This is a genomic window from Clostridia bacterium (assembly GCA_026414765.1).
Lineage (GTDB): Bacteria > Bacillota > Clostridia > Acetivibrionales > DSM-27016 > SKW86.
This window is the reverse complement of record JAOAIJ010000033.1, coordinates 24,129-49,954: the sequence shown is the minus strand read 5'-3', so window position 1 is coordinate 49,954 and position 25,826 is coordinate 24,129. Positions and strand designations below refer to the sequence as shown.

The window sequence follows — 25,826 nt, the reverse complement described above, 5'->3', positions numbered from 1 at the left end:
TGATTGCCGGTTCATTCATACTTGTTATTCCTCCTGTAAGATCTATTATTAATAGTTGCCATAAATCCTACAGGTTCTTCATTACCCAAACAAAGAGACTGTAGGAATTTACGTTTTTACACGTAATTTCCTACAGTCTCTATTTAGTTACCCAAATTGAAAATAGTATCCTAAATAAATATAAAATGGATAAAAGCCTCAAGATTGAGGCTTTTTGTTTTACTATAGAAACTTACCCCTGACCGGAACCAGGGGCGAAGCCTCAATAAATTCTTATAATTAGCTCCCTATATTTTTCTCTTGTATTCATGCCTATTTACGAGGTTGTGATTTCTCTGTATCTCCTCCGTCTTGAAATTCCAGTATAGCTCTCTTATATACTCACAGTCATTATAGGTAAGTATAAATTTGCCACTAATTCTTCCTAAAACATTTCTTAAATTAATATGATCATTTTTAGTAAAAAGTGCTTGATAATATTTTTCTGTACCATAGTAGGGCGGATCAAGAAAAGAAATCGATTTTGGCTTGTCATAAATTTTTAGTAAATTCTCATAATCTTTATTCTCAATAATTACAGAGGAAACCTAATAACAAAATATAAGCAGTGAATTATCAACAAAACTAACTACGAAAACTTTTGATCGTACAGCCAACTAAATTGAATTATCTATTTTCCCGTTATCCAAATAATCCTTTGCCTTGTGGAATAGCAAATATATACCCTGTCGGAGCCAGGATTCAGGAACAAACTTTATACCCGGTATAAACTGGCAAGCCTTCTCCATAACCCATTCCTCCTGCTGTTTACCAGAATTCAAAACCGCATCCTTGGCCAGCCTTTTTGCCTGCAGCATAAGTGCATACAAAACTGTTTTTGCCTTCTGCCACTCCAAGAGGCAGAACAAAACAAAGGCGGCTGCCACTGTTATGACAAACCGCCATTCCCACAATATTGATATTATCACCATCATTTTTCACCAGATCCTTTCTTATTTAGTAATGGATTAGCAGGAACCTTTCCAGCCTGAAGATCCTTAAGTGTTAGTCCACCATTCCACTCAAAATGTAGTAAATCCTTAATTGTCCTAAAATCTCCTCCCCAGGTAAGACCTATAGACTTCCCTATCGCTCCAACTTCATAATAATCCTTCTTACCATCCTTGTCGGTGTCGGCAGCACTTGACCAGTTTATGGTTTTTCCATCTTTGTTCAGAACAGCAATGTCAAACGCCAATCCAAAATTATGTATAGACTGTCCTCCTTTTGCATTAGTCACTCTCGGCCCTGGCTTGGTCCTTCCCTGGGCATATAGTGCATCCTGCTCCTCTTTGGTCCTTAGCGTACCGGTAACAACTATAGAAATCCCTTGCTTCTTACACTCCGTAATAAGCCTTTCGCACAGGTATTTTACATACGGATGCAGCTTGTTTAAGTCCCTTGTCATACTACTTCATTCCCCCTATCATTTTTCCAGTCAATTCAGGACCTAATTCTATGGATGCAACCACAATAACCATTATAAATACGCACAATATTAGGATTTTATCAAAAAAATACTTCTTCCGGATTTCTTCAACCATGGCAGTAAGTTTTACCACAGCATCCTCAACAGAATCAAGTCTGCCTGAGTGACTGTTCAGCCTGGTATCGACTACCTTATCCCGGTCATTTATTGACTTATGCTTTTCATCACACACCTTTTCGAGTACGTTTTCCATCTCATTTGCCCCCTCTTTAGTAGATAGGTATATAAAAAGAGCCACCATTCAAGGAAGCCCATGTTACACACAATAATTCCAATGTGCAACCAAAAAAAAGTACATTTGAAAGGATTAATCATCAAATGTACTAATATTAAGAACTAAATTATTCTATTCATTAATGCTATGTTTTGTGTTGCTTTTGTAATACATTACTATAATATATATAATCTCACATATTACTTTCCAAATGACTACAGATGAAACAAAACAAATTATTAGTAAAAACATAGCTGCTTTAGGGTTAGCTTCTAATATAAGGTATTGTGAGGCATATGAATATTCATTATTTGACTGTATCATAGTTTTATCAACCGTATTAATTGGTAAAAAGTGCTTCATAAAAATATATGAACATATAGCTATAGGAATATTTCCACACCAAAACAGCCTGCTAATCAACTCATTTAGATTTAAGTTTCCAAAACTTACAATTTTTTTCATCCCATTTCTCCTTATTAGTCCAGTTAAGTATACAATACTACGTATGTACTTATAAGCATATTCTACCATTTATACCCATAAAAGCAAATGAAGAATTTAAATTCCCCAGTATAAGTCTAATATATATGCTGGAATCAATAAGACCAGATAGTCTTGCTACTCAGTCATTATAGAGAAGGGCAAAATCAAAAAGAACTACCTGTATAGCAGCGCTACAAAAAAATCTATTACTGATTCTCGCCTAGAGGAATATCTGTTACAATAGTCGACTTTTCTGTTATCCCGTCACCTAAGTAATCAACAATTGAAACCTTTGTGTACTGGCCATTCTCATTAATGTTCAATAGTTGAATCTTCTTGTATAAGGTTCCATTCTGATGAAACCAGGTCCGGTACCAGTGATAATCGAGAACAATTCCAAAGGATGATCGAGGACAGCATCAAGAGGACATTTAATGTTGTTAATGTACATAAGCAGGATCGCTTTGCTAGAAATAGGTATGACAGTGCAATATACAAGAAAAAGCTAAAGGACAATGGTATAAAGTTTATATCAGTCCTTGAGAGGTTTGATGACAGCCCTGAATCTATCCTTTTGGAATCATTAGTTGAAGGTATGGCTGAGTATTATAGTGCTAATCTTGCCAGAGAAACGATGAAGGGGCTTAAGGAAAATGCTCATCAATGTAAATTTAACGGCGGCAGATGGCCTTTAGGCTATAGCATAACTGATGAAGGTAGGTATGAAATTAATCCTTTAGAAGCAATAATCGTTCAAAAGATATTTAATATGTATGCAGATGGATATAGTTATCAAGATCTGTGCAATAGACTTAACTCAGACGGGTACCGTACACACATCGGGAAATTATTTTCAAAAAACTGTCTACATGATATTCTGACAAATGAAAGGTATACTGGTGTATACGTTTTTAACAAGGCAGTCAAAAAGTCAAAAAGGAAACTAAAGGATGAGGCTGAAGTCATCAGGATACCTGGTGGCATCCCGGCAATTATTGATAATAAAACTTTTGAAAGGGTGAAGCTGCGTATGAAGGTACAAGCATCACAAAAAGCTAAAAATAAAGCTAAAGTCAACTATCTTCTCACCGGACTCCTATTCTGTGGTGAATGCGGCTCTGCTATGGTAGGAAATCGTAGGACAAGAGCTGATAAGGTATATGCCAGCTATGAATGCGGCGGCCGGAAGAGAAAGCATGATTGCAAGGCGAAAAGTATTACTAAGGAAAAGATAGAAGCGCAGGTGCTTGAGAAACTTGAGAAGGAAATACTATCTAATGAATCTATAGACATGTTGACTGAAATGGTTTTAGAGTATGCAGAAAATAACCTGAAGGAAGTTTTTTTACATGTTGAAACCCTAGCAAAGGAAATGAAGGAAGTGCAAAGCTAAAATCGACAACATGCTAAATGCTATTGCTCAAGGAATGTTCCATCAGAGTATGAAGGAAAAACTGGATATACTGGAAGCAAGAAAATCAGAAATAAAAATTGCTCTTGTTGATGCAGAGCTCAATAAATCAAAAAATTCCATTAACCGTGCTATGGTTAAAAAATATATTGAAAAAGATACGTATCCTTCTGCAAAGGATGAAGAAAATCAGAAACGCATAGTGCAGAGGTATATAAAAAAAATTGACCTCTACCCGGATAAGGCAAAGGTCAATTTTGTATTGGATATTGATGGCTGTGGGACTAGGATTCGAACCCAGACAAAATGAGTCAGAGTCATTTGTGCTACCCTTACACAATCCCACAACGTTTTTGACAAAAGTTATTATAGCATCCTTTTATATTTATTGCAATAGTTTTGTTCAGTAAATTTTTTCTTTTATGCTTTGTTTATCTAGTATTTTATAATGCTCAAATTTCTACGTTAATATACATAAGCAGAAAAGGATTTCAGTCTTATCCTCAATATGCATATATCTCTGGTATTAGCTAAATTTAATGTTCTAGTCAAAAATATAACAAATATACTATTTATACAACGTAAAGGGGGAATATCAATGCAAGTCTCAAAATTACTTGTTTCAAACCTGACTATAACAGAGGATGAATATAATTTTGGAGGCTCTTTTGTCCTTTCTGACGATACACGTTCACTAAGTGTTGATATTGTAGATATAGAAAATACCGTCAAATTGGGAAACATTAAGATGTACTTCAGTCTGGATGAAGAAATTCCCGCAATAAGGAGTTTTATTATAAACCAGATTATCGAAAAAGGTTCTATAAGTTCCAGGATAAAGGAAGGTAAAAGCTTCACTAAAAACCCAGGCACAGAATGCCCGTAAGTAGACAACCTATCAATTTTACCGGCATAAGAACAGCCCCTTCAGAAGGAATTCTTTCTAAAGGGGCTTATACCTACATATTTTTGTTTAAAATTACCTGTTGCTTTATTTCTTAACAGCCTTTTGGAGAGTATTCTCAACTGTTTCCTTGAACAGCTGATTTGACCATGTAGCTCCCGAAATAACGTCTACTTTATCAATATTCTGTTCACTTATCAGTTTTTCCTTATATTTCTTTATACCGGCAAATTCATTGGTACACTGCTCCTGGTATACCTGTATATTAGCATAAACCTCTTTGCTGTATGTCTCATCCAGCAGCATCTCTTCCACGCCTTTTATCTTATCGCCTGTAAGAAATTTCTTGAATGTTCCCTGGTCATAAATTTTGAAATCTATATCTTTAATACTACCATTTTCAATTGTTATCTTCGCTTTGCCGTAGTATAGCTCTGCTGTAAGTTCTGACTTCCCCTCATAGACTCCGTCAATATACTTTCCGGTACTCGTTTCTGCCGCGGTTTTTTCCCCATTAGTGCTTGTTTCAGTGTTATTCGTGCATCCACTTATTATTAGCAGACACATAAGTATAATCAAAGGAATTAAAAATAGCTTTTTATTCATATAAAACACACCTCTCTTGCATAATATCATACACATACTATCACAAGTTAATTAATCTTTATAGTAGATTTTTTTTGGTTTTTAGGTGTAATTATTTCTGGTATAGAAATAATAAAATCCACCACTTTGAAGTCTTTATATATCTTTGCATCTTCAGTTTAAAGTAGTAAAATTTATTGATGTTCGCAGGTAAATTTTATATTATTATGTTAAGGCATTCATTACATATATGTCATCCCGGATTTTTACCAAGAGGAACGATAATATGAGTAATATACACAGAATCATATGGTTTGATCAGGAAGTTAGAGGGAAAAAATATCCTAATAGCATTCAGATTTCAAACAAATTTGAAATCTCTGTCCGCCAAGCAGCGAGAGACATTGAATATTTAAAAAATTCACTAAATGCACCTCTAAGATATGTTGCCAAAATGCGTGGTTTTGAATATGAAGATGAAGCATTTGTCTTACCCAATATATATATTACCGAAGAAGAGAAGAACATCCTATACTATTTAGCCTATAAATACAGCAACTATGACGATACTCCCAATACACTTCATATATCAAAATTGTTTAGTAAACTCACAGGACAACATAAAGCAGAGGTTAATGCACCGGTATTCGATATTGATAAGCATAAGATTGAAACTATTAATGTCATCTTAACTGCAATAGCACAAAATATGAAACTGGGATTTCTGTATGCGGATCCACTAAAAGGGAATCTACAACTAACCGTACATCCATATAAAATTTTTCGTAAGTATAACATGGATTACCTGGCTGCGTTTTGTGAAGAAAATATGGATGAAGCTGTTTACAGATTGGATAGAATTAAATCTATTAAGTCAAAATGCGGTGAACACTATAAAAAAGACCCTAAATTCAGTACAAGAAAATACACCTCAGAATACTGCCTTGAGTGCTATGTTGCCCGGATTGAGTTTGACAATAATCCCGAAAGTTTCCTTAGTAAATATGTAGATATTAAACATATTACAGATCATATTTATGATATAGAATTCTCTGATGTCCAAGAGTTTATTCTCCTGTTATTGTCGGATAGTCATTGGACAAAAATACATTCTCCCAATTGGTTGATCGAGAAGCTGAAAAATCATTGCAACAGAGTGTTGGATAAGCTTTAATAAATTTTAGCTGATATCCTGCTAAATCAGTGGTATGACACTTTATGTCATATCACTGATTTTATAATTATTTTATAATAAAAAATATTCAAGCATTTAGAGATGCTTTGCGCATTTACCCAGCCAATTAAGGAAAATGACATTGATCGGTGTTTGAATGAATTGGAGGTATCATTCTGAAAATACTGAAATCGTTCAATATTACTAAAAACTCTAAGTCTTACATTGACTGTCTTCATGCCGTGCTTACATCTTCCAAACTATTTGAAGGTCCTAAATATATGCTTTCCGGAAAGACTGGGCTTGCATTTAGGTTTGTTATACACAAGCGTTTACTTCCAAGTTCAGTGGATGCATATAATTGGGGTTGGGAGAACTGGAAACATGTAAATACTTTAGGCATATATTCAGAGTACTACGAGGGAAAGCTTAATAACCCGGCATTTGTTCTTTATCAGGACGCTGCTATAGAAAAAATAAGGACATCAATTGACAATGGGTTCGGAGTGATAGCATGGGGAATGTCCAGTTCCCAGTTCGGAGTTATATATGGTTATGATGATAGAGATCAGGTATTCTACTTTAAGAATCCTGGGGATGTAGAAGATAATATTATGCTATATAAGAATTTTGGAATTATTACTGAGGGAAGCTGGTATTATCAAATCTTTGGCAAAAAAATTGATAAGGACATCCGAGATATATACAGAGACTCTTTGCTTATAGCAGTACAAGAATGGGAAAACCAATATAAGCTTGACAGTTCATATGGTTCGGGTAGAATGGCATATGAGTATCTGATAAGTGCTTTAGAAAATCAGGATTTAAACGAAGCAGGTGCATATTATATACTGCCTTTATATAGTATGTCCAAATGCGAAATCTATGAGTATTTATCCGAAGTCATAAAAGAACTTCCCGAGATAAGTGGTGCAGCAAATAAATATCTGAAATTGAAGGAAATATATCAAAATATCTTGAAACTTCCACTTTCTATGATGTTCGATAAAGACAAAAAGTATATTCCACAATTAGTTGAATATTTTAAGCAGGCTAGAGAAACCGAAAAAGCAGGAATTAATGAGTTAAAATTATTTCTGAAAGAAACTCTTAACAATGTTCATATAAACCCGGAAAGATTGAAGGATCTCTAAATGCTTTCCTATTAACCAAAGTATAAAACAGGAGGATTTTCTATGTTTACAGAACTAATCAGTTATCTATTGGATATTTTCGGTATAATACCCTATTTTATACAATACTTAATTATTCCTTTCATACTAATATTATGGATATTAATATCTAAAAACAAGTGCAAACTCGATTGGTTTATAAAAGTATCAGTAACCGGCAGTTATGTTCTCGTACTTCATTATGCAGCAGCAAGTGATATTTCTGTTGGATATTATACCAATTACTTTCTGATTATTCTCTTTCTTATCTCAATGATTATCTCATTAATAAAAACAAAAGAGCTTACCTTCTTCAACCAAAAGAAGCTAATCGGATGGATCGGGTATTTTCTTGGAACAGTTTCAATTCTCGTGTGTTTATATCTAAACATAAATGCATATAGGGCTTGTTTTTATCAAGGAGAAGCTATAAAACTTGTATTTCCTTTTAAAAATGGTATATATCTTATAAACCAAGGAGGTGATGGAGAAAAAAGTTCCATCATGAATTATCATTACCTAGATGCGGCGAATATTTTCTGGAGATATAACGGCTCCATGAGGTACGCTAATGATATTGTAAAGCTAAATAAGTTTGGGTTTTCAATTAATTCATTACGTCTGAAAAACAAACATTTTATACCAGAAAACTTGGATGAGTATAGTATATTCGGTGAAAAAGTCTATAGTCCATGTAGTGGAGAAGTATACCATGTAGATGACGGGTACAAGGACATGCCTGCATCTACAAAAAAACATTATAGTGATACAGGCAATGGAATAGTTATTAAGCATAATAATATCTATGTTATGATGTGGCACTTAAAACAAAACAGTATCACTGTCAAAGTCGGTGAACAGGTCAAGGAGGGGCAGTTAATCGGACAAGTTGGCAATTCAGGTCATTCCAGTACACCACACCTGCATATACAAGCCTCTAAAGAAGATTGGTTACATGGCACAAGCGTTCCGATTCTTTTCGATAGAAAATTTCCTGTAAGACATAGTATATACATACGGTAGCCAGTCTGAGTAAATTGAAATACAGTCAGCTTAACATATTTGCAGTATTAGTAAGAAAAGCAAAAAAAAAGCAAGGTGATAATTTCACCCTGCTCTTTTGCTATAGAATTATTTCTGTCCCAAATCCCCTTCTTTTCTCACAGCAGCCTGCGCTGCAGCCAGTCTTGCTATAGGCACACGGAAAGGTGAACAGGATACATAGTTTAATCCTACCTTATGGCAGAATTCAACAGATGAAGGATCTCCCCCATGTTCTCCACATATACCGAGTTTGATATCAGGTCTTGTTTTTCTGCCAAGATCAGCTGACATCTGAACAAGTTTTCCTACGCCTGTCTGGTCAAGTCTTGCAAATGGATCAGATTCGTAAATCTTCTTGTTGTAATACTCTTCAAGGAATTTGCCTGCATCGTCACGGCTGAAACCAAAAGTCATCTGAGTAAGGTCGTTTGTACCAAAGGAGAAAAATTCCGCTTCTTTTGCTATTTCATCAGCAGTCAAAGCAGCTCTTGGTATTTCAATCATTGTACCGACTTTGTACTCAAGCTTGACCCCAGCTTTTGCTATAACTTCATCTGCAGTTTTGACTACTACATCTTTAACATATTTTAGTTCTTTTATTTCTCCTACTAATGGAATCATTATTTCAGGAATAACATTCATTCCTGCTTTATTTACGTTTATAGCCGCTTCTATAACAGCTCTGGTCTGCATTTCAGCAATTTCAGGGTAAGTAACTGCAAGACGGCAGCCTCTATGCCCCATCATTGGGTTAAATTCATGAAGATCTGCAACTATTCCTTTTAGTTCATCAAAGGTCATACCCATTTCTTTTGCAAGCGAAGCTATATCTTCATCTTCTTGCGGAAGGAATTCATGAAGCGGTGGATCAAGGAATCTGATTGTTACAGGATAACCCTTCATTTCCTTGAACAATCCTTCAAAGTCGCCTCTTTGCATTGGAAGCAGCTTGTCAAGAGCTTTCCTTCTCTGTTCTTCAGTTCTTGAAACTATCATTTCCCTCATTGCAGGTAATCTGTCAGATTCAAAGAACATATGCTCAGTACGGCACAGGCCTATACCTTCTGCACCAAATTTCATTGCCTGAGCAGCATCAGCAGGAGTATCAGCATTTGTTCTGACCTTTAATGTTCTGATTTCGTCCGCCCACCCCATCAGTACTGCGAAATCACCTGTCATTTCAGGCTGAACTGTAGGTAATTGGTTACCGTAAACATTTCCTGTCGATCCATCGAGAGAAATCCAATCTCCTTCAACATATTTCTTTCCGTTTTTATCAATAAAATATTTTTCTTCTTCATTTATCTTAACTTCGCTGCAACCTGCAACACAACATGTACCCATTCCGCGTGCAACAACAGCAGCATGTGAAGTCATACCGCCACGACCTGTAAGTATACCTTGAGCTACGTGCATACCTTCAATATCTTCAGGTGAAGTTTCCAGCCTAACAAGTATTACATTCTTTTCTCCGCCCTTTGAAGCTTCTACCGCATCATCTGCTTCAAAATAAATCTTGCCTGTGGCTGCTCCCGGCGATGCCGGTAACCCTTTCGCGATAGGAGAAGCTGCTTTTAATGCTTTGGGTTCAAAATTAGGATGTAAAAGTGCATCCAACTGTTTCGGATCAACCTTCATTATAGCTTCTTCCTTGGTAACCATCCCTTCACTTACAAGGTCAACAGCTATTTTTAGTGCCGCGGCAGCTGTTCTCTTACCATTTCTGGTTTGGAGCATGAATAACTTTCCTTTTTCTATGGTAAACTCCATGTCCTGCATATCTCTGTAGTGCTTTTCAAGAGTTTGAGCAATATTTGTAAACTGATTGTATGCTTCGGGATTTATTTCCTTTAACTGGTCTATTGACTGTGGTGTTCTGATACCGGCAACAACATCTTCCCCCTGTGCGTTCATCAGGAATTCACCGTATAGTTTGTTTTCTCCTGTTGATGGGTTTCTTGTAAATGCAACGCCAGTTCCTGAATCATTACCCATATTGCCATATACCATTTCCTGAACGTTAACAGCAGTACCCCAGTCTCCTGGAATATCATTCAATCTTCTGTATATTATAGCTCTTGGGTTATCCCATGAACGGAATACTGCCTTTACAGCTTCCATTAACTGAGCTTTAGGCTCCTGTGGAAATTCAAAACCTTTTTCTTTTTTGAACAATTCCTTATATCTTCTGACAACCTCCTTCAAGTTATCGGCAGTCAGATCTGTGTCAAAGTGAGCGTTATTTTCTTCTTTTACCGCTTCGAGAATTTTTTCAAATTTAGGCTTGTCAACTTCCATAACAACGTCACTGAACATCTGTATGAATCTTCTGTAGCTATCATATGCAAATCTTTCATTATTAGTAAGCTTTGCCAAACCCTCTACAACGATATCATTTAGTCCGAGGTTTAATATTGTATCCATCATACCAGGCATTGAAGCTCTTGCACCGGAACGTACGGAAACAAGAAAGGGGTTATTGGGATCTCCAAATTTCTTTCCAACTATTTCTTCTGTTTTTGCCATCATCGAATAGATTTCTTCTTCGATTTCCTTCGCAATAACTTTCCCATCTTTATAATACTTTGTACATGCTTCAGTAGTAACAGTAAAACCTCTAGGAACCGGAAGCCCCAAGCCTGTCATTTCAGCCAGATTGGCACCTTTACCCCCTAGTAGATTTTTCATTGAAGCATTACCTTCACTGAATAGATAAACATACTTTGCCATTAAGTAAACCTCCTATGTATTTTATATAGTGGGACTAGTTGCAGATAAGAAACTCCAAAACCTTGTGTAATATCCAGAGTCTCCAATCTTTATATGCTTATGAAACATTGCTGTTTCAGCACTTAATCAACATGTGTGAAACCTAATCTGGTTTCCGGGCAATACACCACAGGAAAATTACTAACTCTATTGTTTAGATTTGTGCTTTAAGAATTTTATATTGAAAGTTGCATGTTTTGAACATATATTTCTAAAAATATGGTAAATGTTATTAATTCATTACAGCACAATATTATATCATATTACCAAAATATTTCATTAATTTTTTGTAAAATTTTATGTTAATTTTATATCAATCTCCTATGGTATCTAATAATAAAATAGCCAAACTCTGAATTTTTTATACCTGCATGAAACAAATAGCTCTATTCCGGTTATTTCTTTGCCAACAACTCAAAAGGCGGGGATATTATCCCCGCCTTTATAATATACAAATTCATATTATTTAGAACTAAAAAGTGAATTTTTCTTCCAGATATTTGTCGAGCTCATCTATTCCCATTCTTACCTGCTGCATGGAATCCCGCTCTCTGATAGTTACACTGCGGTCATTTAGCGAATCGAAATCAAAGGTAATACAAAACGGCGTGCCTATCTCGTCCTGCCTCCTGTATCTTTTACCTATGCTTCCTGTTTCATCATATTCGCACACATACTTCTTGGAAAGCATTTCGTATACTTTGTACGCATCGTCACCAAGCTTCTTTGAAAGAGGCAGTATTGCTACCTTCACAGGAGCAATTACAGGGTGGAATCTCATCACTGTTCTGATATCCCCTTCAGTAACTTCTTCTTCATCATAAGCGTCACAGAGGAATGCAAGCGCAACTCTGTCAGCCCCAAGTGATGGTTCTATACAATATGGAACATATTTTTCGTTGGTTGTAGGATCAAAATATGAAAGATCATCTTTTGAATGCTCCATATGCTGCTTAAGATCAAAATCGGTCCTATCGGCAATGCCCCAAAGTTCACCCCACCCAAATGGGAACTTAAATTCAATATCAGTAGTAGCATTACTATAGTGAGATAATTCCTCGGGACTGTGGTCACGCAACTTAAGGCTTTCAGCCTTCATACCCAGATTTAATAGCCAGTTATAGCAATAGTCCTTCCAGTACGAAAACCATTCAAGATCCTTACCGGGCTCACAGAAGAATTCCAATTCCATTTGCTCAAACTCACGTGTCCTGAATGTAAAATTACCTGGAGTAATTTCATTTCTAAAAGACTTACCTATCTGGCCGATACCAAAAGGTATCTTTTTTCTTGTAGTACGTTGTACATTCTTAAAGTTCACAAATATACCCTGTGCAGTTTCAGGCCTTAAGAAGATTTCAGCTTTTGAATCCTCCGTAACTCCCTGAAAGGTTTTGAACATAAGATTGAATTTTCTTATATCAGTAAAATTAATTGAGCCACAATCCGGACATTTCACACCTTTTTCTTTTATATATCCGATCAACTGGTCATTGGTCCAGCCGTCAACAGCCACATCAATACCATTTTCCTTATTCCACTCTTCAATAAGCTTGTCAGCTCTGTGACGTGTTTTACAATCCTTGCAGTCTATCAAAGGATCACTGAAACCTCCAACGTGTCCTGAAGCTACCCAAACCTGAGGGTTCATAAGTATCGCACAGTCTACACCTACATTGTAGGGGCTTTCCTGTACGAATTTTTTCCACCATGCCTTTTTTACATTATTTTTGAGCTCTACACCCAACGGGCCGTAATCCCATGCATTTGCAAGACCACCGTAGATATCTGAACCGGGATATACAAAACCTCTATTTTTTGCTAATGCAACTATCTTTTCCATAGTTTTTTCTACAGCCATTATATATTCCTCCTTAAGATATATGTTAATACTAAATAATTTGAGAATTCGTTTAGCTTATTACACCAGCCCGAAAAATATTATGAATTGAACATATGGACTATCTCATCCAAAACTTCCTCTGCAACCTCTAATTTACTCATTAAAGGCAGTTCTTTTATTTCACCGCTTTTCAATAATATCTTTACTATATTTGTATCCACTCCAAAGCCTGCGCCTTCAAGAGTCACGTCATTTGCCATTATCATATCCAAATTCTTCGACTTCAATTTGGACTTTGCGTTCTCAATTAAGTCATTAGTTTCTGCGCATGTACCCACAAGTATTCTATTACCCTTTATTTTACCCAATTCCTTAGTGATATCATGATTCCTTTTAAGTTCTATAGTCATTTGATCACTTTTCTTTTTGATTTTCTTATCGGAAATCTGAGCACATTTGTAATCTGCAACTGCTGCAACCATTATCATCGCCTGGCACTGTTCGTAATTTTTCATAACAGCATCATACATTTCTTCTGCACTAATAACATCAATAAATTTCAGATTATCAGGTTTTTTTATATTTACAGGCCCCGAAACCAATATTACTTCAGCACCCCTTTTTACCGCAGCTTCTGCCATTGCATATCCCATTTTCCCCGAGGAGTGATTAGAAATGAATCTTACAGGATCAATCGCTTCCCTGGTAGGTCCGGCAGTAATAAGTATCCTTTTACCCTCCAAATCCCTTTCAGGATTCAATATCTTTTCTATCCACGCTACAATTGCTTCAGGCTCAGGTAATCTACCCTTTCCGTATTCACCCTCCGCTGCCATCACCCCTGTGCCAGGCTCCATAAATAAATATCCGTATGATGCAAGTTTAGAAATATTGCTTTGCACAATAGGATTTTCATACATTGCACTGTTCATGGCCGGTACAAAAAGTACAGGAGCCCTGGTAGCCATAATGGTAGTAGTCAGCATATCGTCGGCTATACCATTTGCAACCTTACCGATGATATTTGCCGTTGCTGGTGCAACAACAAACATATCTGCTTTTCTTGCAAGCGAAATATGTTCGACATCCCACTTCTTTGGTTCATCAAACATATCGGTAATTACCAGGTTATGTGACAGTGATTGAAAAGTCAAAGGTGTTACAAACTTTGCAGCATTTTCCGTCATAATAACATGAACTTCTGCATTCTCCCTGCGCAGCCGGCTGACCACTTCTACAACCTTATAGGCGGCAATACCTCCACACACACCGATCACTACAGTTTTACCCTTTAGCAATTCTCCACCCCCAATCCATCGCTTGATAATTAATAATGGACAATCGACAATTAATAAGCAAATCGTCTATTGCCCACTATGATTTTAGGACCGATAAAAATATTTGCGTTCAGATACATGTAACCAGATAATCTCACTGTATAGGTCTGATTATACCGTAAATAATTGTCCATTTAAAATTTTCAAATAGTAGTTAATTATTTTATGCCACTCTTTGTACGTACATAAGTAATCTTGTCTTCATTGATCTCATTTATAGCTATTGTAACAGCTTTTTCAGAGTTGCATTTTGTAAGTTTGTGTGCGCCATCAGCTAGCTGACGTGCTCTTTTTGCTGCTGCTACAACCAAGGTATACCTGCTGTCAACCTTATTCATCAATGAACCAATTGACGGATCAATCATTCGCGTAAACCTCCTGTTAATAGAAATATATTTAATATCAGTTTAATAACATAGATAGTCTAAAGTCAGTAAGTTCACTTTGGGTCATTTATAACCCCTATCCGTGATAAAATATCCGTATTCCTCTTATACCGCAGCTTTTCTGCTGCCAATATATTGTTAAAGTCACTTACCGCATTGTTAATATCATCATTAATTATTATATAGTCAAACTTATTGATAAAAGACATTTCTTCCTTTGCTCTGCAAAGCCGTTTTTCTATTACATCGGGCTTTTCTGTCCCTCTTCCTTCAAGACGCTTCTGAAGTTCTTCAAAAGACGGTGGTAAAACAAAAACAGTAACTGCGTCAGGGTATTTGTTTTTAATATTTACAGCCCCTTCCACTTCAATTTCTAAAATAATATTGTATCCTTCCCTCAAAGCATCATCAATACACTTTTTAGGAGTACCATAGAAATTGCCGCAGTATTCGACCCATTCAACCAGTTCATCATTTGCTATCATCTCTTTAAACTCAGGTATTGTCTTGAAATAATAGCTTTCCCCATCTGTTTCACCTTGCCTGGGATTCCTTGTAGTAGCGGAAACCGAGTATTTGATATTGGCATTTCCTTCCTTAGCTATCTTAAGAACAGAACCCTTTCCTACACCTGAAGGGCCACAAAAGACAACAAGCAAACCCTCATGACACATTTCTAATTCCCCTATTCATTAGTATCTTCATCTTCTTCAACGTCAGGTTCCGTATCCGTATCTTTTACATTCAACCTATGTGCAACTGTCTCAGGCTGTACCGCAGACAAAATAATATGGTCACTGTCTGTAATTATTACAGCTCTTGTTCTTCTTCCATAAGTAGCGTCTATAAGCATGCCACGGTCCCTTGCTTCCTGAATTATTCTTTTTATAGGTGCCGACTCGGGACTGACTATAGCTACAAGCCTGTTTGCTGAGACTATATTGCCAAATCCTATATTTATCAGTTTCATTTGTCTTTCCTCCTTAAATTGCTTTTCTTGTAAGTGTTAATAATTACTCAAATACTATTCAATATTCTGGATTTGCTCTCTTACTTTTTCAAGTTCACTTTTTATTTCAACCACATGTTTTGTTATAACCAAATCATTGGCTTTTGAACCAATAGTGTTTATTTCTCTGTTCATTTCCTGTATTAAGAAATCAAGTTTTCTACCTACAGGCTGCTCCATATTCAAAGCTTCTCTAAGCTGGCTTATATGACTTCCGAGCCTTACAATCTCCTCGTCGATACTGCATCTATCGGCAAAAATCGCAACTTCAGTTGCCATCCTGCTTTCATCTACAGTTTGCTGCTCCAGCAGCTCCTTTAACCTGTTTTCCAACTTGATCCTATATTCCTTTACAACATTCGGGGAACGCTCGGTAATTTTCTTCAATATTTCTTCAATATAATTTGCTCTTTCAAGCAAATTATTCTTTAGCTCCTTCCCCTCATTCTGACGCATAACAAGAAGGGACTCAACAGCCTTTTCAAGTGCCTTTTTCAATAGAAGCCATATCTTCTCTCCATCCTCCTCGTTCTTTTCAACTCTTAGGACATCAGGGAATCTGGCAACTAAAGAAACTGTTATGTCATCTTTCAAATTATATTTTTCTCTCAGTGTTTCCAAAGCTTTAATATAAGTTTTTGCCAAAGGTTCATCAAATAATACATTCTTTGAATCATCACTGTAATCCTCATATGAAATATAAACATCAACCTTGCCCCTAGAAATACTCTTTCCAACTATTTCGCGTACTTTATCTTCAAGGAAGGATATCTGTCTTGGCATCTTAACAAAAATATCACTATACCTGTGATTTACTGTTTTTATCTCTACAAGGAATTCCTTACCTTCTTCCTGATATTCGCCTCTTCCAAAACCGGTCATACTCTTTATCATATAATGTAATCATCCTTTTTTAGGAATTTTATAATAAACAAGGCCACTTATCATTTACAAATTTATAAGCTGGCCTTATCAGCAAGTTATTTTTCTTTTTTCCGGGATCCTTGCCAAATCAGGTTACAAAATTTCCCTAGCTAAGCATTTACTATTATAACACAACTTTGAATAATTTAAAGGCCATTTTTTTAAATTTTATATAATTTTTACTTATTTTCTTTGATTTACTCTATTTTTTGTATTGTTAAGAATAAATAATAAAACTACAGGAATAAATGAAAAATCCCTGTAGTTTTTAATTATGTAGAAATTATATTCTTTATAGCTTGCAAAACCCTTGATTTCTCAAACGGCTTTACTACAAAATCCCTGGCTCCCAGTTTTATTGCCTCTATTACCATGGATTGCTGTCCCATAGCTGAAACCATCAGAATCTTGGTTTCCGGACTGACTTTAAGCACCTCCTGTACAGCTTTAATACCATCCATTTCAGGCATAGTAATATCCAGTGTCATAATATCGGGCTTCAGACTTTTTGCCTGCTGAATAGCTTCATAACCATTGGATCCTTCTCCTACGACTTTGTATGTTTCAACTTCCTCTATCATCTTTTTTAATAATGTACGCATAAATATTGCGTCATCAACTATTACAAATGTGAGGTTTTTCATTTCCCAATATCCCCCAGTTCATACATCAGTATTGAAATCACGGCAATCCCGGCAGTCTCAGTCCTTAATATTCTTGGCCCCAGAGTTACAGGATTAATTCCGTATCTTATGGCATTTTCTATTTCCTTTTCGGAAAAGCCTCCTTCTGGGCCAATCAATATAGAAAGTTTTTTTATGTTTTTTTCTTTGATCAACACCCTTAAACCGTTTCCTGTTTCTTTTTCATATGGTATTATCGCCAAATCAGCCTGCTTTGCCAAATCAAGGCTTTCCAGATACGATATGGGAAAGCTGATTTGGGGTATTGCACCCCTATTGCATTGTTTAGCTGCTTCCAGTGCTATCCTTTGCCATCTCGATACTTTACTTTCTGCATCCTTTTTACTGTCGATTCTAACTACGGTTCTTTCTGTGCTAACCGGAATAATTCGGTTTACTCCCAATTCCACACTTTTTTGAATAATAAAGTCCATTTTGTCTGATTTGGGTATACCCTGAAAAAGGGTAACATCCACCGGGGGTTCGGAAATATTGGCACTAGTACTTACGATACTCGTTTTTACAGCTTCCTGTTCAAAACACTCGATCCTAACATCATAATCGTACCCATTTCCATCACATACTATTATATTATCACCGCATTTTAGCCTTAATACTCGCCTTATATGATTAACATCATCTCCGTATATGTATATATAGTTACCGGAGATATTCTCTTTTTCTATAAAGAATTTTGGCATTTGAACACCATCGCCACCCATTCACCGATTTCCAGAGTCTTTTCGCAGCTAAAACCTAGTTGTAAATAACTGTCCATTACTTCCTGTTTTCTTTCTCTGATTATACCTGAAGTAATAAAATAGGCATTTGCCTTTACATAATACGGTATTGTTTTTGAAATGTCAATTATAACATTTGCTATTATATTTGCTACTACAATATCCGCCTTTTGTCTCTCGATGTCATCCAAAACACCCCTAAATACATTTACATTGTATACATCGTTAAGCTGACAGTTTTCCTTTGTCACCTTGACTGCAACTTCATCTATATCCACTGCAGTTATCCCCTCAGCTCCAAGCTTGGATGCAATTATTGCAAGTATGCCCGTACCACAGCCTATATCAAGTACCTTATCACCTTGTTTTATGTACTCTTCGAGAAGCTGCGCGCACATCATTGTTGTTTCATGTGTTCCCGTACCAAAGGCCATACCGGGATCCAGCTCAACTGTTATTTCTCCTTCCTTTGCAGTATAGCTTTCCCAAGAAGGTTTTATTACAACACTTTCAGATATGTGTACCGGTTTGTAATACTTTTTCCATGCAGTAGACCAGTCTTCATCATCCACTTCTGTATACCCGTCATAACCATGCCCTGTCTCTAGAAAAGCGGATATGAAACTTATTTTCTCCTTAATAAGCTCAACCAACTCCGTTATATTCAGATTTCCCGGAAAATATGATTTAATAATTACATCTACCCCAAGACTGTTCATAAATTCCTCATCTGCATAATCAAGAGAGTTTGGTTTTGATATTTCTCTTCTGATTTCATTTGGGTCTTCTATTGCAACACCACCTGCTCCAATTGAGGTCAGCATTTCCGAAATTGCATCGCTTGCTTCTTCAGTAGTTATTATTCTAATTTCAAGCCACTTCATTTGTTTCCTCCATCAAACATCAGTTTGTCGGCTACAGGCACAGGATTATGTGAGCATGTAAAATTAAGATTCTCACTAATGTAATGCCAAACTTAACCTATAAATAAAATTTTGCCATGAGTTATGTCATATCTCCCATAGCCCATGGCTTATTACTCACGCTAAAAGCGCCTACATTCCTAACGCATCTTTCATTTTATTAAAAAAGCTTTTCCTTTGCTCATGGTGATCATCACCACTTATTTCAGCAAACTCCTTTAATATTTCTTTCTGTCTTTCGTTAAGTTTCTTTGGAACTTCAACATTAACTTTTACATACTGGTCGCCTCGGCCATTTCCTCTGAGAAAAGGAATTCCCTTACTCCTCAGACGGAATACAGACCCTGTCTGTGTCCCCTCAGGTATTGAATATTTTACTTTGCCGTCAAGAGTAGGTACTTCAAGCTCTGCTCCCAGTGCTGCTTGGACGAAGGTGATAGGAATATCGCATACAACGTCGTTTCCCTGACGTTGGAACAATGAGTGCGCCTTAACCCTTATTGTTATGAACAGATCTCCCGAAGGACCGCCTTTTGATCCCGGTTCGCCTTCTCCTCTAAGTGATATGGTTTGCCCGTCATCTATTCCGGCAGGAACATTAATCTTTATTTTTACACTTTTCCTGATCTTACCCTTACCATTACATGTATTACATGGATCAGTTATTACCTTTCCTTCACCACGGCAAACATCACATGCCTTTATGTTTACAAACTGTCCAAAAGGTGTACTTTGTTTGTATTGAACCTGGCCCGTTCCATTACAATGCTTACAGGTAGTCGGTGAGGTCCCTGGCTTCGAGCCTGAACCTGAGCAAGACGTACAGTTTTCCATCCTATTGATAGTGATTTCTCTTTCTACTCCAAAAGCAGCTTCTTCAAAAGCAATCTCCATTCCATATTTTAAATCTGCACCCTTTTGAGGACCATTTTTATTTTTGGCAGATCTACCTCCGAAGCCTGAACCCCCAAAGAAAGTCTCAAATATATCGCCTATACCACCGAAGTCAAAATCACCGAATCCACCGCCGTATCCTCCGAAGCCGTTTGGATCGGTACCTGCGTGTCCGAACTGGTCATACTGAGCTCTTTTTTGTGAGTCGCTTAAAATCTGATAGGCTTCATTAACTTCTTTGAATTTTGCTTCAGCCACTTTATCATCAGGATTGACATCAGGATGATACTGCTTGGCAAGCTTTCTATAAGCCTTCTTTATATCACTATCGGATGCATTTTTTTCAACACCAAGGACTTCATAATAATCCCTTTTGTTTGCCATCCAATCAACTCCTTTAGTATTGAGGAACACACCGTAAACATATACCATATATCAAATCATTGGAATGCCCTCATAAAATAATTAAAACCTCGTCAGAAATCTCTAAAAAACAATGCTTTCTGACACACCATTATACATTATACTACTATATTCTTATATTGTTAACCCCATAGTACATTATAACCATCAAACAAGCCAAAGCCATTTACATGACTTTGGCCTGCTATTGGCTATTTAGTAAGCACTTCAATAAGCCTTAAAACATTGTACTGTCTGCATCGTGCGTAGTCCGATGTGTCACGTTTTTAGTTATTTCTTATCGTCGTCTACAACCTTATAATCAGCATCATAAACATTTTCAGCTCCACCTGCGCCTGCTCCCGGGTTGAATCCTGCTCCAGGGTTAGCTCCGGCATTAGGATCAAATCCTGCTCCTGGGTTACCGTGTGCACCCGGATTCTGCTGGTATATCTTTGCAGATATGTCATAGAACGCTTGTGTCAAAGCTTCTGTAGCCTTTTTAATAACTTCTGTATCAGTTCCTTTCAGGGCTTCTTTTACATTGTTAACTTCAGATTCAATCTTTGTCTTATCATCAGCACCTAATTTGTCACCCAAATCCTTAATAGTTTTTTCTGACTGATAAACCATTGAATCTGCATTATTTCTTATTTCTATCTCTTCTTTTCTTTTCTTATCATCAGCTGCAAATTTTTCTGCTTCTTTGACAGCTTTATCTATTTCTGAATCTGAAAGATTTGTTGATGCTGTAATAGTTACTTTCTGCTCATTTCCTGTTCCCAGATCTTTTGCAGATACGTGCGCGATACCGTTTGCATCTATGTCAAAGGTAACTTCTATCTGTGGAACACCCCTTGGTGCCGGTGGTATGCCTGTAAGCTGGAATCTTCCAAGAGTTTTGTTGTAAGCAGCCATTTCTCTTTCGCCCTGCAGCACATGAATCTCAACGCTTGTTTGTCCATCAGCCGCAGTCGAGAAAATCTGGCTCTTCTTTGAAGGTATTGTAGTATTTCTCTCAATAAGTTTCGTAAATACTCCTCCAAGAGTCTCGATTCCAAGTGACAGCGGAGTAACATCCAGCAGCAATAAATCCTTAACTTCTCCGGTAAGTACCCCTGCCTGGATTGCAGCACCTATAGCAACACACTCATCAGGGTTTATTCCTTTGAAAGGTTCTTTTCCAAGATATTTTTTTACTGCTTCCTGTACAGCAGGTATTCTAGTAGAACCACCAACCAGGAGTATCTTATCTATTTTTTCAGGAGTCAGTCCTGCATCCTGCATTGCCTGTCTGGTAGGTCCCATAGTTTTTTCTACAAGGTCTGCAGTCAACTCATCAAATTTAGCTTTTGTCAATGTAACATCAAGATGTTTTGGGCCTGTTGCATCGGCTGTTATAAAAGGAAGGTTTACATTTGTAGTTGTTACTCCCGAAAGCTCAATCTTAGCCTTTTCTGCAGCTTCCTTCAACCTCTGCATGGCCATCTTGTCATTTTTCAGATCTATTCCGTTTTCTTTCTTAAATGTGTCTACCAGGTACTCCATTACTCTTTCGTCAAAATCGTCTCCACCAAGTCTGTTATTACCATTTGTTGCGAGAACCTCAAATACACCGTCACCTATTTCAAGAATTGAAACGTCAAACGTTCCTCCACCCAGGTCATAAACCATTATCTTCTGATCAGTTTCTTTGTCAAGGCCGTATGCAAGTGCAGCAGCTGTAGGTTCATTCACTATTCTGAGCACTTCGAGTCCTGCAATTTTACCTGCATCCTTTGTAGCTTGTCTTTGTGAATCACTGAAGTAAGCAGGTACTGTTATTACAGCCTGTGTTACAGTTTCACCGAGATAAGCTTCCGCGTCAGCTTTTAGTTTCTGTAATATCATTGCAGAAATCTCCTGTGGAGTAAACTGCTTATCGTCAATTTTTACTTTTCTGTCAGTACCCATGTCTCTTTTGATTGATATTACTGTTCTTTCAGGGTTTGTAATTGCCTGTCTTTTTGCGACCTGACCTACAAGCCTTTCACCCGTTTTCGAAAATGCAACTACAGACGGAGTTGTTCTATTTCCTTCCGCATTAGGTATTACTACAGGTTCTCCACCTTCCATTACCGCTACACAAGAGTTAGTTGTACCTAAATCTATACCAATTACCTTTGCCATCTTTTATATACCTCCTACATTTTACTCTGTTCATTAGATTTTATAGTTTATGCTTATAGAAAACGGTATGCAGTAAGCGAGTATGCAAACTTATAATACTTAACCATCAACTATAGGCAATTTTTCTTCTAGTTTGCTACTTTCACCATACTATGTCTTATAACTTTTTCCTTTATCATATAGCCTTTTTGAAATTCTTCCACTACTACATTTTCGCCTTGGGTCTCATCTTCCACATGCATAACAGCGTTATGCAGCTGAGGATCAAACTGCTCACCGACACACTTAATCTCTTCAACACCCAGATTTTTCATAACATCTTTCATCTGCCTGAATACCATGTCTATCCCATTTTTTAATGCCATCACGTCAGCTTTATTCGGATCATCTTCCTTACCCGCTGCAAGAATAGCTCTTTCAAAATTATCTACTACAGGCAGTAATGCTGAAATAACCTCCCCTACAGTATCTGAATACAACGCCTCCTTTTCCTTAGCAGTCCTTTTTTTGTAATTATCAAATTCTGCAGCCATCCTTTGGGCCATACCCATATATTCTTCACACTTCTTTGTTTTTTCTTTAAGTTGTATCTTCATTGCTGCAAAATCCTGATTTTCATTAAAGGTACATTCTTCACTATTACCGTTATTTTCTTCACATACATTATTATCCATACTTACATTTTCCGGATTTGTCGTCTGCTCATTAAGGTTATTAGCCTTATCTTCTTTTTTGTTCTGATTTTTCATTACGCTGTCCTTCACCCTCCTGTATAAAGTTGATAACTAAAAGTATCTATACATCATTTAAATCTCCACAAACCAATCTGTTAATCTCCTGATTTATCTTTTCCCTGATATAATTCATTGCAGAAATCACTCTGCCGTATTCCATTCTTGTAGGCCCTATTATTCCTATGGAACCGATAATCAGATCCCCCAGACTGTACGTCGTTGTTACAAGGCTGCATTCCTTTATTTCCTGCAGATCGTTTTCAGTACCTATCTGTATTGTTATTCCTTTATTGTTGAAGTTGTTGCTTTTCAGCAGCCTGCATAGAATTTCTTTCTCATCCAGTACGTTCAGAAACTCTCTGGCTTTCATTACATCCCTGAATTCGGGATAATTGAAAATGTTGGTAGCTCCGTCAAGGTATACTTCCAGTTCATCTATCTGGGTTATGCAATCTGCTACACTATCCAAAATAGGTATAAGTATTTCCTTATATGTCCCCATTTCGTATTCAATTTCCTTTATAATAGGCAGGTTAATCTGCTCTATAGTAAGTCCTGCAAGTTTATTATTGAGTATGTTGGATACCTTGATAAGGAAGTCAGGTGAAATATTGTCCGCTACCTTTATCAATCCGTTTCTTACTACTCCCGTATTGGTTACAACAATAACAAGTGCTTTTCCTGTCTCAATGGGTACAACCTGAATTGCTTTCAGAATACTCGTTTTCATCTGGGGAGTTATTGCCATCGAAGTATACTTGGTTATCTTCGACATAACACTGGAAGCTTGCTTCATCAATTGATTCAGCTCATTGATTTTTACTTCCATAGCTCTTCTTATGTTATCGATTTCTTCAGAACTTAATTCTCTTGCTTTCATCAATTGGTCGACATATAACCTATATCCTTTATCGGACGGAATCCTTCCTGCGGAAGTATGCGGCTGAGCAAGATAGCCCATTTCTTCTAAGTCAGCCATTTCATTCCTTATGGTGGCCGAACTCAATCCTAGCTCGTGTTTCCTTGCAATGGTTCTTGATCCGATAGGCTCTGCAGTGTCGATGTAGTCGTCGATAATAGCCTTAAGTATGCTCATTTTCCTATCATCTAAAAACATCTTTTACACCCCTTTGTTAGCACTCACTATTAACGAGTGCTAATTCTAATTTAAAAATACCATCTGATATTTTTTTTGTCAAGTAGTTTTTATGGATATTATTTGTATTTTGAAAGTCAAATATACAAGTAAGTCAATTTGAGGAAATGCCAGCGCATACACTCTTCCGCCGTTTATATAAATTCAACGAATACCCTGTTTGCAAGGTCCAGTCCTTTTGTTGTAAGTCTGATTTTATCCTCCTCAACATCCAGAAGTCCATCCTTAACCAGCTTATCTAAGCGTTTTCCGTATTTATCGAATATATCCGTATCAAATCTTTTAAAAAACTTCTTTGCGCTGACACCTTCTATGAGCCTTAGCCCAAGTATCATATACTCTGAAATCTCGTCATCCTTATTAATATATCCAGTATTTTCACCAGGGATTTCACCCTTTCCGATACTTTTTACGTACTCTTCTACTGAATTGATGTTGTTTGTCCGTTTACCCTGAAAATAAGAATGTGCACCAGCACCTACTCCAATATAAGGTTCTGCATTCCAGTATACAAGATTGTGTCTGCATTCAAACCCCGGCTTTGCAAAGTTTGATATTTCATAATGCCTGTATCCGTTTGACGTAAGATATTCCACAGCCCTAGAGTACATCTCTCTGTCCAGTTCATCATCGATATAGCTTATTTCCCCAATATCAAGCATATTTCCAAACACGGTGCCTTCTTCAATTTTAAGGCTGTAACATGATACATGCTCAACTCCCAGCCCAACTATCGATTCTATAGTCTCTTTCCAGTCACTCAACTTCTGTCCGGGTAATCCAAATATCAGATCTGTATTTATATTTTTGAAACCTGCTTCCCTTGCATTATAAAAACTAATGTCAAAATCTCCGGAGCAGTGGATTCTTCCTATTCTTTTCAGAATGTGATCCTGACGCGCCTGAAGGCCTATACTAAGCCTGTTAACCCCTGCTTTCCGATAAGCGGATAGCTTGTGGGGATCAAGTGTTCCAGGATTGGACTCTATACTTATTTCTCCATTTTCACATATGTTAAGTTTTTCATTGCATAAGTTCATTACTTCCACAATATACGATTCATGTACATAAGAAGGTGTACCTCCACCAATAAAAACGGTCTTTATTTCATAATCCTTCAGCATATCCTCATATAAGCAAATCTCTTTTTTCAATGCGTCAAAATAACCAGGGATACTTCCCTCCATTCCCGAAAAGGAGTTAAAATCGCAATAATGGCACTTAGACATACAAAATGGTATATGAATATATAAACCAATCACATTCTTCATAGCTATCTCCAAATTTAAAATATATCTAAAAGAGACTTATATAAAGAGAACATAGACAGATTTATGCA

The 25,826-nt window shown here is 36.8% G+C and carries 26 protein-coding genes and 1 tRNA gene; 5 read left to right on the top strand and 22 right to left on the bottom strand.

Annotated features, from left to right (window positions below; genetic code table 11):
- Nucleotides 1–287: 287 nt before the first annotated feature.
- The 5 genes from N3I35_13120 to N3I35_13100 all read right to left on the bottom strand — a co-directional run bounded on the left by N3I35_13120 (nt 288) and on the right by N3I35_13100 (nt 2,207).
- Nucleotides 288–518 carry a DNA adenine methylase gene (locus N3I35_13120; GenBank protein ID MCX8131025.1) on the bottom strand — a complete coding sequence of 77 codons (231 nt, stop codon included), beginning with the start codon at nt 516–518 and terminating at the stop codon, nt 288–290.
- Nucleotides 519–656: 138 nt separating this feature from the next.
- The gene (locus N3I35_13115; protein ID MCX8131024.1) at nt 657–974 is read right to left on the bottom strand and encodes a hypothetical protein; all 318 of its coding nucleotides are present in this window, start codon (nt 972–974) and stop codon (nt 657–659) included.
- Nucleotides 971–1,447 (bottom strand): M15 family metallopeptidase, encoded by a 477-nt coding sequence (locus N3I35_13110; GenBank protein ID MCX8131023.1) that lies wholly within the window; start codon nt 1,445–1,447, stop codon nt 971–973. Before N3I35_13110 ends, N3I35_13115 begins: the two co-directional genes overlap by 4 nt.
- A gap of 1 nt (nt 1,448) precedes the next feature.
- A complete protein-coding gene (locus N3I35_13105; protein ID MCX8131022.1) occupies nt 1,449–1,721 on the bottom strand; it encodes a hypothetical protein in 273 nt (90 codons plus the stop codon).
- A gap of 153 nt (nt 1,722–1,874) precedes the next feature.
- The gene (locus tag N3I35_13100; GenBank protein MCX8131021.1) at nt 1,875–2,207 is read right to left on the bottom strand and encodes a hypothetical protein; all 333 of its coding nucleotides are present in this window, start codon (nt 2,205–2,207) and stop codon (nt 1,875–1,877) included.
- 361 nt (nt 2,208–2,568) lie between these two features.
- Here N3I35_13100 and N3I35_13095 point away from each other — a divergent pair, with 361 nt between their 5' ends.
- Nucleotides 2,569–3,621, top strand: coding sequence for a recombinase family protein (locus tag N3I35_13095; protein ID MCX8131020.1), 1,053 nt, complete (start codon nt 2,569–2,571; stop codon nt 3,619–3,621).
- A gap of 291 nt (nt 3,622–3,912) precedes the next feature.
- Here the strand turns inward: N3I35_13095 and N3I35_13090 are convergent.
- Nucleotides 3,913–3,986: transfer RNA gene (locus N3I35_13090), tRNA-Gln, on the bottom strand.
- 251 nt (nt 3,987–4,237) lie between these two features.
- On the opposite strand from N3I35_13090, the gene N3I35_13085 reads away from it, so the two are divergent.
- Nucleotides 4,238–4,525 carry a hypothetical protein gene (locus N3I35_13085; protein MCX8131019.1) on the top strand — a complete coding sequence of 96 codons (288 nt, stop codon included), beginning with the start codon at nt 4,238–4,240 and terminating at the stop codon, nt 4,523–4,525.
- Between the two features lie 105 nt (nt 4,526–4,630).
- Here the strand turns inward: N3I35_13085 and N3I35_13080 are convergent, their stop codons facing one another.
- Nucleotides 4,631–5,149, bottom strand: coding sequence for an FMN-binding protein (locus N3I35_13080; GenBank protein ID MCX8131018.1), 519 nt, complete (start codon nt 5,147–5,149; stop codon nt 4,631–4,633).
- A 265-nt stretch (nt 5,150–5,414) separates the two neighbouring features.
- On the opposite strand from N3I35_13080, the gene N3I35_13075 reads away from it, so the two are divergent.
- The 3 genes from N3I35_13075 (at nt 5,415) to N3I35_13065 (ending at nt 8,497) form a co-directional block, all read left to right on the top strand.
- Complete coding sequence (locus tag N3I35_13075) at nt 5,415–6,302, top strand: WYL domain-containing protein (protein MCX8131017.1); 888 nt, start codon at nt 5,415–5,417, stop codon at nt 6,300–6,302.
- 281 nt (nt 6,303–6,583) lie between these two features.
- Nucleotides 6,584–7,456: a hypothetical protein gene (locus N3I35_13070; GenBank protein MCX8131016.1), complete on the top strand. Its 873-nt coding sequence runs from the start codon at nt 6,584–6,586 to the stop codon at nt 7,454–7,456.
- Between the two features lie 576 nt (nt 7,457–8,032).
- Nucleotides 8,033–8,497, top strand: a complete 465-nt coding sequence (locus N3I35_13065; protein ID MCX8131015.1) for a M23 family metallopeptidase — start codon at nt 8,033–8,035, stop codon at nt 8,495–8,497.
- A gap of 108 nt (nt 8,498–8,605) precedes the next feature.
- Here N3I35_13065 and ppdK read toward each other — a convergent pair whose 3' ends face one another.
- The 15 genes from ppdK to hemW all read right to left on the bottom strand — a co-directional run bounded on the left by ppdK (nt 8,606) and on the right by hemW (nt 25,758).
- Nucleotides 8,606–11,248: a pyruvate, phosphate dikinase gene (gene ppdK / locus N3I35_13060; GenBank protein MCX8131014.1), complete on the bottom strand. Its 2,643-nt coding sequence runs from the start codon at nt 11,246–11,248 to the stop codon at nt 8,606–8,608.
- Between the two features lie 511 nt (nt 11,249–11,759).
- On the bottom strand, nt 11,760–13,148 hold the full coding sequence (locus tag N3I35_13055) for a glycine--tRNA ligase (GenBank protein MCX8131013.1): 1,389 nt from the start codon (nt 13,146–13,148) through the stop codon (nt 11,760–11,762).
- An 80-nt stretch (nt 13,149–13,228) separates the two neighbouring features.
- Entirely contained in the window at nt 13,229–14,428 is a 1,200-nt protein-coding gene (gene coaBC, locus N3I35_13050) for a bifunctional phosphopantothenoylcysteine decarboxylase/phosphopantothenate--cysteine ligase CoaBC (GenBank protein MCX8131012.1), read from the bottom strand.
- A 197-nt stretch (nt 14,429–14,625) separates the two neighbouring features.
- Nucleotides 14,626–14,832, bottom strand: coding sequence for a DNA-directed RNA polymerase subunit omega (gene rpoZ, locus N3I35_13045; GenBank protein MCX8131011.1), 207 nt, complete (start codon nt 14,830–14,832; stop codon nt 14,626–14,628).
- Nucleotides 14,833–14,906: 74 nt separating this feature from the next.
- On the bottom strand, nt 14,907–15,527 hold the full coding sequence (gene gmk, locus N3I35_13040; GenBank protein ID MCX8131010.1) for a guanylate kinase: 621 nt from the start codon (nt 15,525–15,527) through the stop codon (nt 14,907–14,909).
- Between the two features lie 11 nt (nt 15,528–15,538).
- Nucleotides 15,539–15,823, bottom strand: coding sequence for a DUF370 domain-containing protein (locus N3I35_13035; protein MCX8131009.1), 285 nt, complete (start codon nt 15,821–15,823; stop codon nt 15,539–15,541).
- A gap of 54 nt (nt 15,824–15,877) precedes the next feature.
- The gene (locus N3I35_13030; protein ID MCX8131008.1) at nt 15,878–16,756 is read right to left on the bottom strand and encodes a YicC family protein; all 879 of its coding nucleotides are present in this window, start codon (nt 16,754–16,756) and stop codon (nt 15,878–15,880) included.
- A gap of 302 nt (nt 16,757–17,058) precedes the next feature.
- Nucleotides 17,059–17,430 (bottom strand): response regulator, encoded by a 372-nt coding sequence (locus tag N3I35_13025; protein MCX8131007.1) that lies wholly within the window; start codon nt 17,428–17,430, stop codon nt 17,059–17,061.
- Nucleotides 17,427–18,170, bottom strand: coding sequence for a 16S rRNA (uracil(1498)-N(3))-methyltransferase (locus N3I35_13020; GenBank protein ID MCX8131006.1), 744 nt, complete (start codon nt 18,168–18,170; stop codon nt 17,427–17,429). The genes N3I35_13025 and N3I35_13020 overlap by 4 nt, the downstream gene beginning before the upstream one ends.
- Nucleotides 18,152–19,093, bottom strand: coding sequence for a 50S ribosomal protein L11 methyltransferase (gene prmA / locus N3I35_13015; GenBank protein ID MCX8131005.1), 942 nt, complete (start codon nt 19,091–19,093; stop codon nt 18,152–18,154). Before prmA ends, N3I35_13020 begins: the two co-directional genes overlap by 19 nt.
- Nucleotides 19,094–19,264: 171 nt before the next feature.
- The gene (dnaJ, locus tag N3I35_13010) at nt 19,265–20,410 is read right to left on the bottom strand and encodes a molecular chaperone DnaJ (GenBank protein ID MCX8131004.1); all 1,146 of its coding nucleotides are present in this window, start codon (nt 20,408–20,410) and stop codon (nt 19,265–19,267) included.
- 309 nt (nt 20,411–20,719) lie between these two features.
- Entirely contained in the window at nt 20,720–22,597 is a 1,878-nt protein-coding gene (gene dnaK / locus N3I35_13005) for a molecular chaperone DnaK (GenBank protein MCX8131003.1), read from the bottom strand.
- A gap of 128 nt (nt 22,598–22,725) precedes the next feature.
- On the bottom strand, nt 22,726–23,346 hold the full coding sequence (gene grpE / locus N3I35_13000; GenBank protein ID MCX8131002.1) for a nucleotide exchange factor GrpE: 621 nt from the start codon (nt 23,344–23,346) through the stop codon (nt 22,726–22,728).
- A 46-nt stretch (nt 23,347–23,392) separates the two neighbouring features.
- The gene (gene hrcA / locus N3I35_12995; GenBank protein ID MCX8131001.1) at nt 23,393–24,448 is read right to left on the bottom strand and encodes a heat-inducible transcriptional repressor HrcA; all 1,056 of its coding nucleotides are present in this window, start codon (nt 24,446–24,448) and stop codon (nt 23,393–23,395) included.
- Between the two features lie 173 nt (nt 24,449–24,621).
- Nucleotides 24,622–25,758 (bottom strand): radical SAM family heme chaperone HemW, encoded by a 1,137-nt coding sequence (gene hemW / locus N3I35_12990; protein ID MCX8131000.1) that lies wholly within the window; start codon nt 25,756–25,758, stop codon nt 24,622–24,624.
- Nucleotides 25,759–25,826 lie beyond the last annotated feature (68 nt).

Coding starts and splice junctions, on each gene's coding strand:
- N3I35_13065 (MCX8131015.1), top strand. CDS start 8,033: ATGAGGTACGCTAATGATATTGTAAAGCTAAATAAGTTTGGGTTTTCA.
- N3I35_13020 (MCX8131006.1), bottom strand. CDS start 18,170: ATGCCAAAATTCTTTATAGAAAAAGAGAATATCTCCGGTAACTATATA.
- hrcA (MCX8131001.1), bottom strand. CDS start 24,448: ATGTTTTTAGATGATAGGAAAATGAGCATACTTAAGGCTATTATCGAC.
- prmA (MCX8131005.1), bottom strand. CDS start 19,093: ATGAAGTGGCTTGAAATTAGAATAATAACTACTGAAGAAGCAAGCGAT.
- N3I35_13055 (MCX8131013.1), bottom strand. CDS start 13,148: ATGGCTGTAGAAAAAACTATGGAAAAGATAGTTGCATTAGCAAAAAAT.
- N3I35_13035 (MCX8131009.1), bottom strand. CDS start 15,823: ATGAAACTGATAAATATAGGATTTGGCAATATAGTCTCAGCAAACAGG.
- ppdK (MCX8131014.1), bottom strand. CDS start 11,248: ATGGCAAAGTATGTTTATCTATTCAGTGAAGGTAATGCTTCAATGAAA.
- rpoZ (MCX8131011.1), bottom strand. CDS start 14,832: ATGATTGATCCGTCAATTGGTTCATTGATGAATAAGGTTGACAGCAGG.
- hemW (MCX8131000.1), bottom strand. CDS start 25,758: ATGAAGAATGTGATTGGTTTATATATTCATATACCATTTTGTATGTCT.
- N3I35_13085 (MCX8131019.1), top strand. CDS start 4,238: ATGCAAGTCTCAAAATTACTTGTTTCAAACCTGACTATAACAGAGGAT.
- gmk (MCX8131010.1), bottom strand. CDS start 15,527: ATGTGTCATGAGGGTTTGCTTGTTGTCTTTTGTGGCCCTTCAGGTGTA.
- dnaK (MCX8131003.1), bottom strand. CDS start 22,597: ATGGCAAAGGTAATTGGTATAGATTTAGGTACAACTAACTCTTGTGTA.
- N3I35_13025 (MCX8131007.1), bottom strand. CDS start 17,430: ATGAAAAACCTCACATTTGTAATAGTTGATGACGCAATATTTATGCGT.
- N3I35_13105 (MCX8131022.1), bottom strand. CDS start 1,721: ATGGAAAACGTACTCGAAAAGGTGTGTGATGAAAAGCATAAGTCAATA.
- N3I35_13100 (MCX8131021.1), bottom strand. CDS start 2,207: ATGAAAAAAATTGTAAGTTTTGGAAACTTAAATCTAAATGAGTTGATT.
- dnaJ (MCX8131004.1), bottom strand. CDS start 20,410: ATGGCAAACAAAAGGGATTATTATGAAGTCCTTGGTGTTGAAAAAAAT.
- N3I35_13110 (MCX8131023.1), bottom strand. CDS start 1,447: ATGACAAGGGACTTAAACAAGCTGCATCCGTATGTAAAATACCTGTGC.
- grpE (MCX8131002.1), bottom strand. CDS start 23,346: ATGAAAAATCAGAACAAAAAAGAAGATAAGGCTAATAACCTTAATGAG.
- N3I35_13080 (MCX8131018.1), bottom strand. CDS start 5,149: ATGAATAAAAAGCTATTTTTAATTCCTTTGATTATACTTATGTGTCTG.
- N3I35_13115 (MCX8131024.1), bottom strand. CDS start 974: ATGATGGTGATAATATCAATATTGTGGGAATGGCGGTTTGTCATAACA.
- N3I35_13030 (MCX8131008.1), bottom strand. CDS start 16,756: ATGATAAAGAGTATGACCGGTTTTGGAAGAGGCGAATATCAGGAAGAA.
- N3I35_13075 (MCX8131017.1), top strand. CDS start 5,415: ATGAGTAATATACACAGAATCATATGGTTTGATCAGGAAGTTAGAGGG.
- N3I35_13070 (MCX8131016.1), top strand. CDS start 6,584: ATGCTTTCCGGAAAGACTGGGCTTGCATTTAGGTTTGTTATACACAAG.